The 16,247-nt window shown below is 59.9% G+C and carries 12 protein-coding genes; 8 read left to right on the top strand and 4 right to left on the bottom strand.

Features of this window, described 5'->3' with window-relative positions; all coding sequences use genetic code 11:
• Positions 1-30: 30 nt before the first annotated feature.
• Positions 31-432, bottom strand: a complete 402-nt coding sequence (locus BK660_RS04735) for a MerR family transcriptional regulator (protein ID WP_027925069.1) — start codon at positions 430-432, stop codon at positions 31-33.
• Positions 433-639: 207 nt separating this feature from the next.
• Positions 640-1,569: a LysR family transcriptional regulator gene (locus tag BK660_RS04730; RefSeq protein WP_046032527.1), complete on the bottom strand. Its 930-nt coding sequence runs from the start codon at positions 1,567-1,569 to the stop codon at positions 640-642.
• Between the two features lie 153 nt (positions 1,570-1,722).
• Here BK660_RS04730 and BK660_RS04725 point away from each other — a divergent pair, with 153 nt between their 5' ends.
• On the top strand, positions 1,723-2,952 hold the full coding sequence (locus BK660_RS04725) for an acyl-CoA dehydrogenase (protein WP_123432547.1): 1,230 nt from the start codon (positions 1,723-1,725) through the stop codon (positions 2,950-2,952).
• A 140-nt stretch (positions 2,953-3,092) separates the two neighbouring features.
• Here the strand turns inward: BK660_RS04725 and BK660_RS04715 are convergent, their stop codons facing one another.
• Together BK660_RS04715 and xthA are read right to left on the bottom strand one after the other, a co-directional pair.
• On the bottom strand, positions 3,093-4,433 hold the full coding sequence (locus BK660_RS04715) for a substrate-binding domain-containing protein (protein ID WP_123432289.1): 1,341 nt from the start codon (positions 4,431-4,433) through the stop codon (positions 3,093-3,095).
• A gap of 189 nt (positions 4,434-4,622) precedes the next feature.
• Complete coding sequence (gene xthA / locus BK660_RS04710) at positions 4,623-5,435, bottom strand: exodeoxyribonuclease III (RefSeq protein ID WP_027925073.1); 813 nt, start codon at positions 5,433-5,435, stop codon at positions 4,623-4,625.
• A 293-nt stretch (positions 5,436-5,728) separates the two neighbouring features.
• Here xthA and BK660_RS04705 point away from each other — a divergent pair, with 293 nt between their 5' ends.
• The 7 genes from BK660_RS04705 (at position 5,729) to BK660_RS04675 (ending at position 16,176) form a co-directional block, all read left to right on the top strand.
• A complete protein-coding gene (locus BK660_RS04705) occupies positions 5,729-6,379 on the top strand; it encodes a GNAT family N-acetyltransferase (RefSeq protein ID WP_010458800.1) in 651 nt (216 codons plus the stop codon).
• Between the two features lie 66 nt (positions 6,380-6,445).
• Positions 6,446-8,173: an autotransporter assembly complex protein TamA gene (locus BK660_RS04700; protein ID WP_123432288.1), complete on the top strand. Its 1,728-nt coding sequence runs from the start codon at positions 6,446-6,448 to the stop codon at positions 8,171-8,173.
• A complete protein-coding gene (locus BK660_RS04695) occupies positions 8,170-11,838 on the top strand; it encodes a translocation/assembly module TamB domain-containing protein (RefSeq protein WP_123432287.1) in 3,669 nt (1,222 codons plus the stop codon). Before BK660_RS04700 ends, BK660_RS04695 begins: the two co-directional genes overlap by 4 nt.
• Positions 11,839-12,317: 479 nt before the next feature.
• Positions 12,318-12,737 carry a DUF3757 domain-containing protein gene (locus tag BK660_RS04690; RefSeq protein ID WP_221178638.1) on the top strand — a complete coding sequence of 140 codons (420 nt, stop codon included), beginning with the start codon at positions 12,318-12,320 and terminating at the stop codon, positions 12,735-12,737.
• Between the two features lie 266 nt (positions 12,738-13,003).
• Positions 13,004-13,477: a MarR family winged helix-turn-helix transcriptional regulator gene (locus BK660_RS04685; protein ID WP_123432286.1), complete on the top strand. Its 474-nt coding sequence runs from the start codon at positions 13,004-13,006 to the stop codon at positions 13,475-13,477.
• The gene (locus BK660_RS04680; RefSeq protein ID WP_123432285.1) at positions 13,474-14,943 is read left to right on the top strand and encodes an efflux transporter outer membrane subunit; all 1,470 of its coding nucleotides are present in this window, start codon (positions 13,474-13,476) and stop codon (positions 14,941-14,943) included. The genes BK660_RS04685 and BK660_RS04680 overlap by 4 nt, the downstream gene beginning before the upstream one ends.
• A gap of 15 nt (positions 14,944-14,958) precedes the next feature.
• Positions 14,959-16,176, top strand: a complete 1,218-nt coding sequence (locus BK660_RS04675; RefSeq protein WP_123432284.1) for an HlyD/EmrA/EmrK family protein — start codon at positions 14,959-14,961, stop codon at positions 16,174-16,176.
• Positions 16,177-16,247: the final 71 nt, after the last annotated feature.

Here is a 16,247-nt window from a genome sequence, read left to right as displayed (position 1 = left end):
AGCCCGCTCCCACACTAGATCCTCGTGTGGTTACTGAATGACCTTCTGGTTCTGAATGGTCTGTTCCAGCGCCTGAGTGCAGCGTTCCTGCGCGGTGTCCAGTTCCAGCTTCATCTGCTCGATGTCGAGCATCTGCTGTTCCAGCTGTTCGCGGCGTTCGGCGATCTTGCTCAACATGGTTTGCAGTTGTTTCTGATTGCCGCCGGTGGGGTCATACAGCTCGATCAACTCGCGGCACTCGGCCAGGGAGAAGCCGATGCGCTTGCCGCGAAGGATCAACTTCAGGCTGACCTTGTCGCGGGGCGAGTAGATACGTTCCTGGCCGCGACGCTCGGGGCTGAGCAGGCCTTGCTCTTCATAAAAGCGAATGGCCCGCGTCGTGATGTCGAGCTCGCGGGCGAGGTCGGAAATGCTATAGGTCTGGCTGCTCATGGAAGCGCTCGAAAAAGGTCATGGCGCTAAGCTAATGGCAGGTTGACGTTTACGTCAAGGGGCTGGGATCTTCTGTGTCATTACTGGCCCCATCGCGAGCAGGCTCACCTCTACAGGAGATCTCTGCACCGACATGGATTTTCTATTCACTGCAGATCCCATGTAGGAGTGAGCCTGCTCGCGATGGGAGCACCTCGGTATTAAGTCCTACACCTTTTCAAGCTTCTTCTCATGTGCAGTCACCTGCTGGCACAACTCGATCATCTGCTCGCGCATCCAGCGGTTCGCCGGGTCCTGGTCGGTGCTTTCGTGCCAGTAAAGGTGAGTTTCCACTGGCGGCACGTCGTTGACCGGCAAGCTGAAGGCGTGCAAGTCATTGCGTCGGGCAAAGCGCTCCGGCACGGTCATGACCATGTCGGTCTGCTGCAACACTTGCGAGGCCATCAGGTAATGCTGGGAGCGCAGGGCGATCTTGCGCTGAATACCCATTTTCCCCAGTGCCAGGTCGACATGGCCCAGACCACTGCGACGGCTGGAAATATGAATGTGGGTCAGCGACAGGTAATCATCGAGGGTGAATTTCTCTTTGCCCGCCAGCGGATGGCCCTTGCGCATGGCACACACGTAACGGTCTTCCATCAACTTGACGTGACGCACTTGTGGATCGGTATTAAGCGGCGCATCCACGGCGAAATCGAGACGGCCAGCCGCCAGTTCCTTGGTGGTTTCGCGGCGTTTGGACAGAAAGCTTTCGATAATCACTGTTGGCGCCAGGCGTCGCAGGCGCTGGAACAGTGGCGGCAGGATCACCGCTTCGGTGAGGTCGGTCATGCTGATGCGGTAGGTCTTTACCGCTTGCAGCGGGTTGAAAATGCGGCTTTCCTGCACTGACACCCGCAACAGGGAGAGGGCGTTACGCACCGGGCCGATGATGTTTTGGGCCATGGGCGTCGGCACCATGCCTTGAGCGGTGCGCACAAACAACGGATCGTTGAAGGTCTCGCGCAGGCGAGCCAGAGCGTTCGAGACCGCTGGCTGGGTAATGCCGACAATCTGCCCGGCGCGGGTCAGGTTGGCTTCGGTGTAGATCGCGTCGAAGACGATGAAAAGGTTGAGGTCGACCTTGCTCAGATTCATTGCGCTGCACTCTTATTGTTGGTTCTCAATCACCCGATCATATATCGGTGATGAATGTTAATACACGCCGAGAATAGGCTAGGTAAATTATCAACGCTGTTCTAGCATCGATACATGACCAAAAACAACCTCTGCCCAAGAAGGTAAATGCTCATGGATTTCGCTTATTCGCCCAAGGTTCAGGAACTGCGTGAGCGCGTGACCGCGTTCATGGACACTTACGTTTATCCCGCCGAGGCGGTGTTCGAACGCCAGGTTGCCGAAGGCGATCGCTGGCAGCCGACCGCAATCATGGAAGAGCTCAAACTCAAGGCCAAGGCCGAAGGCCTGTGGAATTTGTTTTTGCCTGAGTCCGAACTCGGCGCCGGCCTGACCAACCTCGAATACGCGCCGCTGGCCGAAATTATGGGCCGCTCATTGCTGGGTCCGGAGCCGTTCAACTGCTCCGCGCCAGACACCGGCAACATGGAAGTGTTGGTGCGCTATGCCAACGAAGAACAGAAACAACGCTGGCTCGAACCGCTGTTGCGCGGCGAGATCCGCTCGGCATTCGCCATGACCGAGCCGGACGTGGCTTCCTCCGACGCCACCAACATGGCCGCCCGCGCCGTGCGTGATGGCGATCAGTGGGTCATCAACGGCAAGAAGTGGTGGACCTCTGGCGCCTGCGATCCACGCTGCAAGATTCTGATCTTCATGGGCCTGAGCGATCCGGATGCGCCGCGCCACGCTCAGCACTCGATGATCCTGGTGCCGGTGGATACCCCGGGCGTGAAGATCGTGCGTCCGTTGCCGGTGTTTGGTTATGACGATGCGCCGCACGGCCACGCCGAAGTGCTGTTCGAAAACGTCCGCGTGCCCTACGAAAACGTCCTTTTGGGCGAAGGACGCGGCTTCGAAATCGCTCAGGGTCGTCTTGGCCCAGGCCGGATTCACCACTGCATGCGGTCGATCGGCATGGCGGAACGGGCGCTGGAATTGATGTGCAAGCGTTCGGTCAGCCGTACCGCGTTTGGTAAGCCTTTGGCGCGTCTGGGCGGCAACATCGACAAGATCGCCGATTCGCGGATGGAAATCGACATGGCACGCCTGCTGACACTGAAAGCGGCGTACATGATGGACACCGTGGGCAACAAGGTGGCGAAGAGCGAAATCGCGCAGATCAAAGTGGTCGCGCCAAACGTGGCCCTGCGCGTTATCGATCGGGCGATCCAGATCCACGGTGGGGCAGGCGTTTCCAACGATTTCCCGCTGGCCTACATGTATGCCATGCAGCGCACCCTGCGCCTGGCCGACGGCCCGGACGAAGTGCACCGCGCAGCGATCGGCAAGTTCGAGATCGGTAAATATGTGCCGAAAGAGATGATGCGTAGCGGGCAGTAAGACCAGGTGGGCTTTTGTGGCGAGGGAGCTTGCTCCCGTTGGACTGCGTAGCAGTCCCTCTTCTTTTAACCGGGATAAGAGGGGCCGCTTCGCAGCCCAGCGGGAGCAAGCTCCCCCGCCACATTGGTCAGCATTTCAACTCAATACACCCAAACCTCAACCCGCCGATTCTTGATCCGCCCTTCATCCGCATTGTTCGCCGCCACCGGCATTTCGGCGCCAAAGCCGCGAATCTCCCGAAACACCACGCCGCTTTTCACCAGTTCCCGCCGCACCGCCATCGCCCGCAGCTTCGATAGCAGATCGGCGCGCGCCGGGTCGCTCTTGGCATCGCCAAAGCCGACCAGCGTGACCTCCCTGTTGGTTTTGCCATGCTGCTTTATATAGTCGAGCACCCGCGTCAGGTCCTGCAGGGCCTTGTTGTCGAGCGTCGCGCTGCCTTCTTCAAAACGGAAATTCACCGACAGCCGCTGCGCATGACGACTGAGTGCCTGATAGCCCTCGGGCATCAACGCATTCGGTGTGACCGTGATGGCCTGGACGGTCTGGGCGATAAAACCGTTGGCCGCGACAATCGCCTGGCCTTTGCTGCTTTGCGTGAACACGGCCAAGGCCTCGGCCCAAGGATTTTTCCCATGGGGCGGCAGGTAGAAAAACAGTCTGCGGGACAACGGATAGTCTTCCGTGGCGATCAGGCTATTGAGCGGCAGCATCGCCTGGGATTGGCCATCGACGATCGCCACGGCTTTGGCCTGGCGCACATAGGGCAGGCCGATGAAACCTATGCCCTGCGGGTCGAGACTGACGGCATCGGACAATTGCTCACTGGATTCGAAGCGTTTCGCGGCGCTGTTCAGGGTTTTCCCGCGACGGCTGAGGACCAGTTCCTTGAACGTGTCGTAAGTGCCCGACTGGTCATCCCGCGCATATAAATGAATCGCGCCACCGCTGCCGCCGAGTTCTTCCCAGGTTTTGGCTTCGCCACTGAAGATTCGCGCCAGTTGTTCGGTGTTGAGCTGGTTCAGTGGGTTCTGCGGGTGAAGGATGATCGCCAGGCCATCAATCGCGATGACTTGCTCGGCGTCGGGGCTTTTGAAGTCGCCCAAGGGTTCGAGGTCCACCACTTCGCTGTCCTTGATCGGACGCGAGGAGGCGGCGAGGTCGGCTGTGGCATTTTTCAGCGCGCTGAAGCCAGTGCTGGAACCGTGCGCCGCCACTTCCACCACCACGCGACGGCCCTGAGGCGTTTCGCCGACGATGCGCAATTCGTTTGCGGTGTCCGGTGCTTCGCGGTGAACCTTGAGCAGGCCCTGTTCGCGCAACAGCCCTTCGACCAACGCCGGGCCCAAGGCCGCGCCGATGGTGTTGGAGCCCTGGATGCGCAGCACCGGGCCATTGGCGGGTGTCGGTAAATCAGCGGCCGATGCCGTCAGGGGCAGGCCGGCGCACAGCATCCATAGAAACAAAACGCGCAGCGTCATGCCCGCACCTTAAAAAACCAAAGAAAGTGCGGGGAGAATAAGTCAGTAAGATTTCCGAAAGATGACAGTTATCTAATGTGGGAGCGGGCTTGCTCGCGAAGGTGTCGTATCAGTCGACATAAAAGTCGCATAACACACCGCTTTCGCCAGCAAGCCCGCTCCCACATTAGAAGTTCTTATGTCTTGAGATCAGCTCAATTCCAGCCAGATCGGCGCATGATCGGAGGGTTTTTCCATTCCGCGCAGGTCGTAATCCACGCCCGCATCCTTGACCCGTGGCAACAAGCCATGGGACGCCATGATCAAGTCGATGCGCAGCCCACGCTTTGGCTCGTCTTCAAACCCACGGCTACGGTAATCGAACCAGCTGAAACGGTCGGCCACGTCCGGGTTCAAGTGACGGAAACTGTCCACCAGGCCCCAGTTTTTCAGGCGGGCCATCCATTCGCGTTCTTCTGGCAGGAAGCTGCACTTGCCGGTTTTCAGCCAGCGTTTCATGTTGTCCGGACCGATGCCGATGTCGCAGTCTTCCGGGGAAATATTCACGTCACCCATGACGACCACCGGTTGATCATTGCTGAACTGGCTTTCCAGCAGTTGCTGCAGGTCGCTGTAGAAGCGTTCCTTGGCCGGGAACTTGGTCGGGTGGTCGCGGCTTTCGCCCTGTGGGAAATAGCCGTTCATGATCGTCACCGGCACGCCATTGGCATCGGCGAACGTGCCCCAGATGAAGCGGCGCTGAGCGTCTTCTTCATCGGTGGCGAAGCCTTTGTGCAGGGCCAGCGGTTCTTTGCGCGAGAGCAGGGCGACGCCGTAATGGCCTTTCTGCCCATGAAAATAAACGTGATAGCCCAGCGCCTGAACCTCGGCCAGCGGGAACTGGTCGTCGTGAACCTTGGTTTCCTGGAGGCCGATGACGTCTGGCTGGTGTTTTTCGATCAGCGCCGCCAGCTGATGCGGGCGAGCGCGCAGCCCGTTGATGTTGAAGGAGACGATCTTCATGGTCGGCAGTCCTGGCAAAAGGGCGATGCTAGCTGACATGTAGGAATCGGGCCAGTGTGGGGTGAGGGGATTCGTGTTCGGCGGTAGGTGTTTCATCGCCACGGCGGGCCTCATCGCGAGCAGTCTCACGCCTACCGTCCGAGTCTGGTCTATACCTGTGGGAGCCGAGCTTGCTGGCGATGGCATCAACACAGACAACACTGATATCGATCAGTAGGGAACTGTGTCAGCACCGATAGGCTCGTACCAAGAAGAGCACAGCCATTTGAGCTGTACCGGGGAGATCAACCGTTATGCCTGAAACCTCGACCGCCATCGCCGACATTCACATGCTCGACAGCGGCTATGCCCACGAAGCGCGCTCCCTGCTGTACCACGCCTACCGGCACGAGCCGACCTTCGGTTACCTGTTCGAGGCCGAACGTCCCGGTTATGAACATCGGGTACGGGCCACCGTGCGCGAACTGGTCAAACAGCATTTCCTTCAGGATTTGCCCGCCATCGGTCTGCTGGTCAACGACCGTTTGATCGGCATCGCGCTGATCGCGCCGCCGCAACGACGCCTGGGCATCACCGAAAGCTGGGCCTGGCGTTTGCGCATGGTGCTCAGCGCCGGTTTTCGCTGCACTCGCCGCTACCTCGATTACCACGCCGCCGTCGCAGCCTGCGTGCCGAGTGACTCGGTCCACGTGCTGCCGCTGTTGGGGATTCACCCGCAATTCCAGGGCAAACACTTCGGCGAACAACTGCTGCAAGCGGTGCATAACTGGTGCGCCGTCGATGAGACCTCCCAAGGCGTGATCCTCGACACCGGGAATCCTCGCTATCTGGAGTTCTATAAGCGTCAGGGTTATGAGGAAATTGGCGAGGTCGCTGTAGGACCGATTCGCGAGCACGTGTTTTTTCACGCCAATCCGCAGGTGTTGCAAACCGCAACGGCATAAACCGTAGAACTTTAACGCCAAGCGAGGCTCTATCACGCTCCCAAGCTCGTGATAGCATCCGCGCCTATGAAATTTCCAGGACGAATTACCAGTGGCGCGTTGATGCTGTTCACCAGCTGCGCGGCGCTGGCGCAAAGTGAATTGGATGTGCGGATAAAACCGTCCAACGATGAACTGAAAGCCAATATAGAGGGCTATATCGGCAACCTCGGCGATCGTGACGAAGAAGCGTTGCTGCGCTTCAGTCGTGGCGCCGAGGAGCAGGCGCGCAAGGCCGCCCAGGCCTTGGGTTATTACCAGCCGCAGATCGACAGCGATGTGAAGGGCGGCAAGACGCCGCGCCTGGTGCTCAACATCGACCCCGGCGAGCCGGTGCACCTGCGCAATGTCACGATTCGCGTCGACGGCCCGGCGGCCTCCCTCAAATCCTTTCGTGTGCCCCAAGGCGCGTCGCTGAAAACCGGCGCCGTGCTCAATCATGGTCACTACGAAGACGCCAAGCGCCTGATCCAGAATCAGGCTTCGCGCTTCGGCTTTTTCAGCGGCCACTTCACCAGTCAGAAGTTGCTGGTGGACCCGCGCGCTGGCGTGGCCGACATCGAGCTTATCTACGACAGCGGTCCGCGCTATTCGCTGGGCAAGGTCAGCTTTGAAGGCGATTCGCCGTTCGACGAAGACCTGCTGCAACGCATGGTGCCGTTCAAGCAAGGCGCCCCTTACGACTCCGAACTGATCGCGGAACTCAACCAGGCCATGCAATCGAGTGGCTATTTCGAAAGTGTGCGCGTCGATGCGGCACCGACGGCGTCCAAGAACGATGTGATCCCGGTCGACGTCAAACTCGCAACCCGCAAGCCGCGAACCATGGGCCTGGGCCTGGGGTATTCCACGGACGTCGGTCCCCGGGTCAAAGCCAACTGGACCCGACACTGGGTCAATCCGCAGGGGCACAGTTATGGCTGGGAAGCCGAGCTGTCGGCGCCCCGGCAAAACGTCGGGCTGTTCTACGACATCCCGCTGGACCCGCCGCTGACCGACAAACTGCGCTTTGCCGGGGGTTACCAGAATGAAGACATCGCCGGCACCGACACCCACAGCAAGCTGCTGACCCTCGGCCCGGAATGGCACAGCAAATTGCCCAGCGGCTGGCAGCGCGTGGTGTCGTTGAAATGGCAGCGCGAGGATTATTCCTTGGGCGATGACTCGGGTTTGAGTACGTTGTTGATGCCCGGCGTCAGCTATTCCTACCTGAAAAGTGACAACCGCATTGACCCGCACAACGGCTATCGCCTGCAATTCGAGTCCAAAGTGGCGAAAGAAGGCCTGGGCTCAGACAGCAATTTGCTCTATGGCACTGCGTTGGTGAAAGGCTTGACCACGGTTTTTGACAAACACCGCTTTCTCGGCCGGGTGCAGGTGGGCGGCAGCGCCACCAATGGCTTCAGCTCAGTCCCGCCGTCGCTGCGGTTCTTCGCCGGTGGCGATCAGAGCGTGCGCGGTTACGACTATCAGAGCCTGTCCCCGGAGAACTCCGAGGGCGATCGCATCGGCGGCCGCTACATGGTCGCGGCCAGCGCCGAATATCAATACTCCATCGCCGAGAAGTGGCGGGTCGCGACCTTCGTCGACCAGGGCAACTCTTTCAATACACTCGAACTGCCAAACCTCAAGACCGGGGTCGGCATCGGCGTGCGTTGGGTCTCACCGGTGGGGCCGATCCGCCTCGACCTGGCCCACGCGCTGGACGATGATGGCGGCATTCGGCTGCACTTTTCCATGGGGCCTGAGCTGTGAATCGTGGTTTGAAAATAACGCTGCTGGCGATTCTGGCGCTGCTGATGCTGGTGGTCCTGAGCATCGCTTCGGTGCTGGGCACGGCCACGGGCAGTCGCTGGGCGTTGGGTTTCGTGCCGGGTTTGACCGTCGAGAATTTCCAGGGCCGTTTGGGCGGGCAGTGGAGCGCCGATCATGTGCTATGGCAGCAAGACACCAGCCGGGTTGAGCTGAGCAAGGTGATTTTCGCCTGGTCGCCGCTGTGCCTGACACGCATGACGTTGTGCCTTGAACAGGTGAAGGCCGATCAAGTCAGCCTGCAATTTCCGCCCGGTGCCGAAGAAGAAAGCAGTGGGCCGATCAGCCTTCCGGATCTGAAGTTACCCCTGGCCATCGAGCTGGGTGATGTGCAGATCGGCAGCCTGCTGTTCAACGGCAGCGAAGAGCTCAAAGGCCTGCAACTGGCGGCGCACTGGACCGCGCAAGGGATGCAGATCGACTCGGTGAAGTTGCAGCGCGATGACCTGAGCCTGAACCTCTCCGGCCTGCTGCAGCCCACCGGCAATTGGCCGCTCAAGGTTGAAGGCCAACTCACCTTGTCAGCCCCCGCGCCCTGGACGCTGGCGCTGAAGGTCGACGGCGACCTGCTGAAAACCCTGAACCTGAAAGCCGACAGCAGCGGTTACCTGAACGGGCAATTGACCGGCGAGCTGCAACCACTCGCAGACAACCTGCCAGCCAAGGTAAGAATCACCGCCGACGGCTTCAAACCCGCCGCCGACCTGCCAGACACCCTGCAACTCAATCAACTGGAACTCACCGGCGACGGCGACCTGAAAAACGGTTACCAAGTGCTCGGCAACGCCACGCTGCCCGCCGAACAAGGCCCGGTTGCGTTGCTGCTGCAAGGCAAGGTCGACGCCAAGGGCGCGCAGATCGCCGCCCTCGACCTCACCGCCAACGACAAGCAAAGCCTCAAGCTCAGCGGCACCCTCGACTGGAGCAAAGGCCTGAGCGCCGACGCGAAGATCGCCTGGCTGGATTTCCCGTGGCACCGCCTCTATCCGCTGATCGACGAGCCGGAAGTGGCGTTGCGCAGCTTCAACGGCGACATCTCCTACACCGACGGCAAATACCTCGGCAGCTTCCAGGCGGCTGCGGATGGTCCGGCCGGCGCTTTCACCCTGAACAGCCCGTTCAGCGGTGACCTGACGAAAATCTACCTGCAACAGATCCAGCTCCAGGCCGGGCAGGGCAAGGCCGAAGGGCACCTGAACCTGCAGTTCGCCGATGGCATTGCGTGGGACACCGCGCTCGACCTGTCGGCGATCAACCCGGCGTACTGGGTGGCGCAATTGCCGGGCACGCTGGCCGGACCGCTGCGCAGCCAAGGCGAGATGAAGAATGAAAAACTCAGCCTCACTGCCGACCTCGACCTGAAAGGCAAGCTGCGCGGGCAACCCGCCGTGATTCAGGCCAAGGCGGATGGCGGCGGCGAGCAGTGGAATCTGAATGCGCTGCAAATCCGCCTCGGCGACAACAGCATCAACGGCAAGGGCAGCCTGCAACAGAAACTCGCCGGTCAGATCGATATCAAGATGCCGCGTCTGGCCCAGCTCTGGCCGCAACTGCGCGGTCAACTGAACGGCCGCATCGATGTCGCCGGCACGCTCAAGGCGCCGCAAGGCAAACTCGGGCTGCAAGGCTCGCAATTGGCGTTCGACGACAATCGCCTGCAAAGCCTCAACCTCGACGCGACCCTCGACAGTGCTCAACGGGCGAAAATCGACCTCAAGGGCAGCGGCATTCAGGCCGGTGACACCTCGCTGGGCACACTGACCGCCAGTGGCCAGGGCGACATCAAAAACCAGAAACTCAGCCTCGACCTGCAAGGCCCACAGCTGAAACTGGCGCTCGGTCTCGACGGTGCGCTGGACAAAGGCAACTGGCGCGGGCGCCTGGCCAGCGGCGATATCCAGACCGGTGGGCAGGACTGGAAGCTGCAAGGCCCGGCGAAACTGGAGCGGCTGGCGGACGGCAAAATCAACTTGGGCGCCCATTGCTGGATGTCCGGCCCGGCCAGCCTGTGCGGCGAAGACCAGCGCTTGATGCCGGAGCCGAAGCTGCGTTTCCTCCTCAAGCAATTCCCGATTGAAAGCCTGGCGCAGTGGCTGCCGAAAGATTTCGCCTGGAAGGGCAGCCTCAACGCCGACCTGCAACTGGACTTGCCCGTCAGCGGCCCGAACGGTCAGATCAGCATCGACGCCAGCGGCGGCACGTTGCGCATGAAGGAGAAGGACCAGTGGCTGGACTTCCCGTACCAGACGCTGAAACTCACCAGCAAACTCACGCCGAAACGCATCGACACTGACCTCAACTTCGTCGGCGGCAAACTCGGCGAACTGATGGTCCAGGCGCAGATCAACCCGTTGCCGAAAAACAAACCGCTCACCGGCTCATTCCGTTTGAGCGGGCTGGACCTGTCGGTGGCGCGGCCTTTCGTGCCTATGGTCGAGAAGCTCACCGGGCGCTTGAATGGCAGTGGCACGATTTCCGGTGGCCTGTTGGCGCCGCAGGTCAACGGCAGCTTGCTGCTCAGCGACGGCGAAGTCTCCGGGGCGGAATTGCCGATGGCGCTGCAAGCCTTGCAACTGCGAGCAGTCATTGCCGGTGAAACCGTGCAATTGAATGGCGACTGGAAAAGCGGCAAGACCGGGCAGGGCACCCTCAATGGCAACATCGCCTGGGGACAGGCGCTGGTGGTGGACCTGGCGCTCAAGGGCTCGCAGTTGCCGGTGACGGTCGAGCCGTACGCCAAGCTGGAAGTCGCGCCGGACCTGAAAATCTCGATGAAGGGTGACGAGTTGGCCATCGCTGGCAAAGTGCTGGTGCCCAGAGGCGAGATCACCATTCGCGAACTGCCGCCCTCGACGGTCAAGGTCTCCGATGACGTGGTGATCGTCGGCCAGCAGACCGAAGAAGGTAAACCACCGTTGGCCATGAAGATGGACATTGATGTGGTGGTCGGCGAAGACAAGTTGAGCTTTGCCGGGTTTGGCCTGACCGCGAATGTGCAGGGGCATGTGCACATCGGCGACAACCTGGACACACGCGGCGAGCTGTGGCTCAACGACGGGCGTTATCGCGCCTACGGCCAGCGCCTGACCGTGCGCCGGGCGCGCTTGTTGTTTGCCGGCCCGCTCGATCAGCCTTACCTGGACGTCGAGGCCATTCGCCAGACTGACGACGTGATCGCCGGTATTCGCTTGAGCGGCAGTGCCGAGCAGCCGACCACGCAGATCTTCTCCGAACCGGCCATGAGCCAGGAACAGGCCTTGTCCTATTTGGTGCTGGGGCGTCCGCTGAGCAGCAACGGCGAAGACAACAACATGCTGGCCCAGGCAGCGCTTGGCTTGGGCTTGATGGGCAGTTCCGGGGTGACCAGCGGGTTGGCCAAAAATCTGGGGATTCAGGATTTCCAACTGGACACCGAGGGCAGCGGCACTGCCACCAGCGTCGTGGCCAGTGGCAATATCTCCGAGAAGCTCAGTTTGCGTTATGGCGTGGGCGTGTTTGAACCGGCCAACACCATTGCCCTGCGCTACAAGCTGAGCAAGAAGGTCTACCTCGAAGCGGCGAGCGGCGTGGCGAGTTCGCTGGACATCTTTTACAAGCGGGATTTTTGATTTAAAAACTTCAAATGCTCCCTCCTCTTCATGTAATAACAATGTGAAGTAAGGAGGGAGGTTTTAGTGTGTGGGGATATTCACTATAAGGAGTAAGAAAAGTTGTCACGGTTTGAGCGATTAACTTTGTTGTTCTCGTAGGGCGAGTGGATGTTTCCTTGTGGGAAACTGTCTGTTTGTCTTTTTTGTGAGGCCTGTGCTGATGAGGGTTTGATCGCTTCAGGTGTTGAGGATATTGATATCTAAGGGTTTGGCTGTCAGTTTGGATTTTATTTTTTTATTATTTGTCATTTTTTTGTAGTGGGGTAAGTTGACACGTTTTGATGTTTTTTTTACTCCTCTCTGCTGTTTGTTGAAATGAGTTTCTGTACTAGGATGCGTCATCGCAATTGATGCGATCAATTGATTTATCTGACTGGGCTAATAACAAGTCGTAGATGGATGATGACTAATCTTTAAGTGCACATGGAGTAACAAGCATGATCGGTATTACCAAGAAATTTTCCGCTGGCGTAGTTGTAATGATGGCTTTGATGGCTAATGCCTATGCCGGCGACGCTTGCCCGACTGTCGGGGCGATCCAGCAAACAGCGATGAAAGACGGCGGCTTTGTCTACACCGCAGCGGCCAGTAAAGGTCTGCAATGGACAGGCGAGAACCCGATAGCTGCAAAGGAGGATCTGATAGCCGTAGCCTTCGAGGAAGCGTATGTCGTCAACGCGAAAAACTTCGTAGCCTGCGATTATGTGGGACCAAAACGCGAAGGTGTGCGAATGACGCTGAAATCCGCTGACGCGGTGAAGCCAGTGGGCGCTGCCTGGACCAACCAGACCCAGGCCGATGGCAGCGTGCTGCCTCGTTGCGCGGGCGTGGCGCCGGAGCAGTGCACGTTTGAGTAAGTAAGTCTCGCGCCGACTTGGTTCAAGCCTGGGTCGGCCACTGCGGCAACGTTGTAAGCAAAAAGCATAAAGATCGCAGTCTTGCGGCAGCTTCTACAGGGTACATAAAAACCTGAAGAAGCTGCCGTAGGCTGCGATTTTTTGCTTTTGTGCTGCGCCATTTATCTGTCATATACGAAGCAACCTAACTATTACGTTGACATTGGCTGCCTAGGCAGTAACATCTCGTCATACATTCACTGCCTAGGCAGTTATTAGGTGAGCAAATGAAACATTTCACCCCGGACGATTTTGAAAACTGCCACCTCGGCCTCCTGCTAGGACGTGCCGCGCTGCTCAAGGACCGGATCATCGACACCCACATGGAACCTCACGGCATCACCGCCGCGCAGTTCAAAGTGATGATCATCGTGGCCCAGTACGGCGTCGATACCCCGGCCGAGTTGTGCCGTCACCTGTCGCTGGACAGCGGCTCGATGACCCGCATGCTCGATCGTCTGGAACAGAAAGGTTTCCTCATTCGCCAACGCTCCGAGGCGGATCGCCGCCAGGTTCAACTGGTGCTGACCGCAGAAGGCCAGAGCCTCGCCGACCGCCTGCCGCACATTGGCGCCGACGCCATGAACGAATTGGCCGGCGCCATCAGCCCCGATGAGTTGAAAACCCTGGAACACATCCTCAAGAAAATCCTGGTAGCCGCCGGTGATTCGATCACCCTGCTGCGGGTAGGTGACAAATGAACAGTAAAACCCTGCGCACCGGGCTGAGCCTGGTCCTGGCCGCCATGACCCTGGCCGGTTGCGCCAGCTACAGCGGCTTGACCACCGAAGGCAAAAGCCTCGATGCCAAAACCCTCAAGGCCGGCCAGTCCCTCAGCGGCGTAACTCTGTCGCCGGCGTCCTGGCCGAAAAACGACTGGTGGAAAAGCCTCGGTGACCCGCAGCTCGACGGTCTGATCCGCGAAGCCCTGCACGACAGCCCCGACATGCAAATCGCCGACGCCCGGGCGCATCAGGCCAGTGCAGCTGCCTACGCCGCCGACGCCGCGCGCATGCCGACCCTCGATGCCAGCGCCGGCGTCAGCCGTTCGCGTCTGTCCCGCGACCAGGACCCGACCGGGCAGGGCGGCACTTACGCCACCGTGCGCAACATCGGCGCCAGCTTCAATTACAACTTCGACCTGTGGGGCGGTCAGCGTGACGCCTGGGAAGCCGCGTTGGGCCAGGCCCGTGCTGCCGAGGTCGATCAACAGGCCGCGCAGTTGACCCTGTCCGCCGACGTCGCCCGCGCCTACAGCGATTTGGGTCAGGCGCACATCGTCTACGACCTGGCCAATGAAGACCTCAAGCGAACCAGGCAAATGCTCGATTTAGGCCAGCGTCGCCTGAGCTCGGGGATCGACAGCCAGTACCAGTTCCAGCAGACCCAAAGCCTGGAAGCCACGTCCGAAGCCAGCCTGATCGACGCTGAGAAACGCCTGAACAGCGCAAAAATCGCCTTGGCGGTGCTGCTCGGCAAAGGCCCGGATCGTGGCAACGAAATCGCCCGACCGAAGATCCTTCAGGCCAGCGCAGTCGCTTTGCCATCGGTGCTGCCCGCCGAATTGCTCGGTCGTCGTCCCGACCTGGTGGCTGCGCGTTGGCGGGTCGAGGCCGCGAGCAAGAACATCGCCGCCGGCAAAACCCAGTTCTATCCCAACTTGAACCTCAGCGCCGCGGCCGGTGCCGAATCGCTGTTGGGGGATGCAATGTTTGGTTCAGCGAGCCGTTTCTTCAACATTGCGCCGACCATTTCTGTGCCGATTTTCGACGGTGGCCGCCTGCGCGCCGACCTCGATTCGCGCGACGCCGATTACGACCTCGCGGTGGCGCAGTACAACAAAAGCCTGGTGAAAGCGCTCGGTGATGTCAGCGACACCATCAACCAGTTGCGCGATATCGGCCGGCAGATCAGTGCCCAGCAGCACGCCACCGACATTGCCCAGGATTCTTACAACACCGTGGTCCAGCGTTACGGTTCCGGCATCGGCAACTACCTGGACGTGCTCAGCATCGAGCAGCAATTGCTCCAGGCCCAGCGTCAGCTGGCCAACCTGAATGCCGAGCAGATCGACCTGTCGATCCAATTGATGCAAGCGCTGGGCGGCGGTTTTCAGGGCGAAACCCTGACCGCAGCCAACGCCCTCCCAGCCACGCAGCACAACTAATTCAAGGTATTTGTCATGGCCACTGTCGATACACCTGCTGCTCCAACCAACACACCGCCGGACAACGCTCAAGACACGAGCAATCCGCGTAAACGCAAAGTCATGCTGGTCGCGCTGGCCATCCTGGTCGTCCTCGCCGGTGTCGGCGTCTGGGGTTATCACGAACTGTACGGGCGCTGGAATGAAAGCACCGACGACGCCTACGTGAACGGCAACGTGGTGGAAATCACCCCGCTGGTCACCGGCACCGTGGTCAGCATCGGCGCGGATGACGGTGACCTGGTCCACGAAGGCCAGGTGCTGATCAACTTCGACCCGAATGACGCCGAAGTCGGCCTGCAAAGTGCCCAGGCCAATCTGGCCCGCACCGTGCGCCAGGTGCGTGGTTTGTACAGCAACGTCGACGGCATGAAAGCCCAGGTCAACGCGCAGCAGGCCGAAGTGCAGAAGGCCCAGGACAACTTCAATCGCCGGAAAAACCTCGCTGCCGGCGGCGCGATTTCCCAGGAAGAACTGTCCCACGCCCGTGACGACCTGACCTCGGCGCAAAACGCCCTGGCCAACGCCAAACAACAATTGAAAACCACCAGTGCGCTGGTCGATGACACCGTGGTTTCGTCACACCCGGATGTGATGTCGGCAGCCGCGCAACTGCGTCAGGCCTACCTGAACAACTCGCGCAGCACCTTGATCGCGCCGGTCACCGGTTACGTGGCCAAGCGTTCCGTGCAACTGGGTCAACGGGTTCAGCCGGGCACCGCGCTGATGGCGGTGATTCCGCTGGATCAGCTGTGGATCGACGCCAACTTCAAGGAAACCCAGCTGCGTGACATGCGCATTGGTCAACCGGTAGATATCCAGGCCGACCTGTACGGCAGCGACGTGAAATTCAGCGGCACCATCGACAGCCTCGGCGCCGGTACCGGCAGTGCGTTTGCCCTGCTGCCGGCGCAGAACGCCACCGGTAACTGGATCAAGATTGTGCAGCGCGTGCCGGTGCGGATCCACATCAACGCCGAAGAACTGGCCAGGCACCCGTTGCGCGTGGGGCTGTCGACGCAGGTCGACGTGAACCTGCACGACCAGAGCGGCCCGGTTCTGGCGCAACAGCCGCCGCAAAAGGCCTCGTTCAGCACCAATGTCTATGACCGTCAGTTGGCGGAAGCCGACGCGATGATCACTCAGTTGATCCACGACAACAGCGCTGCGGTCAGCAAGACCGCGCAACGCTGATTCGTCATCACACCGACCCTGTGGGAGCGAGCCTTTGTGGCGAGGGGGCTTGCCCCCGTTGGACTGCGCAG

This window comes from Pseudomonas brassicacearum, from assembly GCF_003732265.1.
In the GTDB taxonomy this organism is placed as follows: domain Bacteria; phylum Pseudomonadota; class Gammaproteobacteria; order Pseudomonadales; family Pseudomonadaceae; genus Aquipseudomonas; species Aquipseudomonas brassicacearum_D.
Note: the sequence above shows the minus strand (reverse complement) of the source record. Positions and strands in the feature narration are given on the sequence as shown.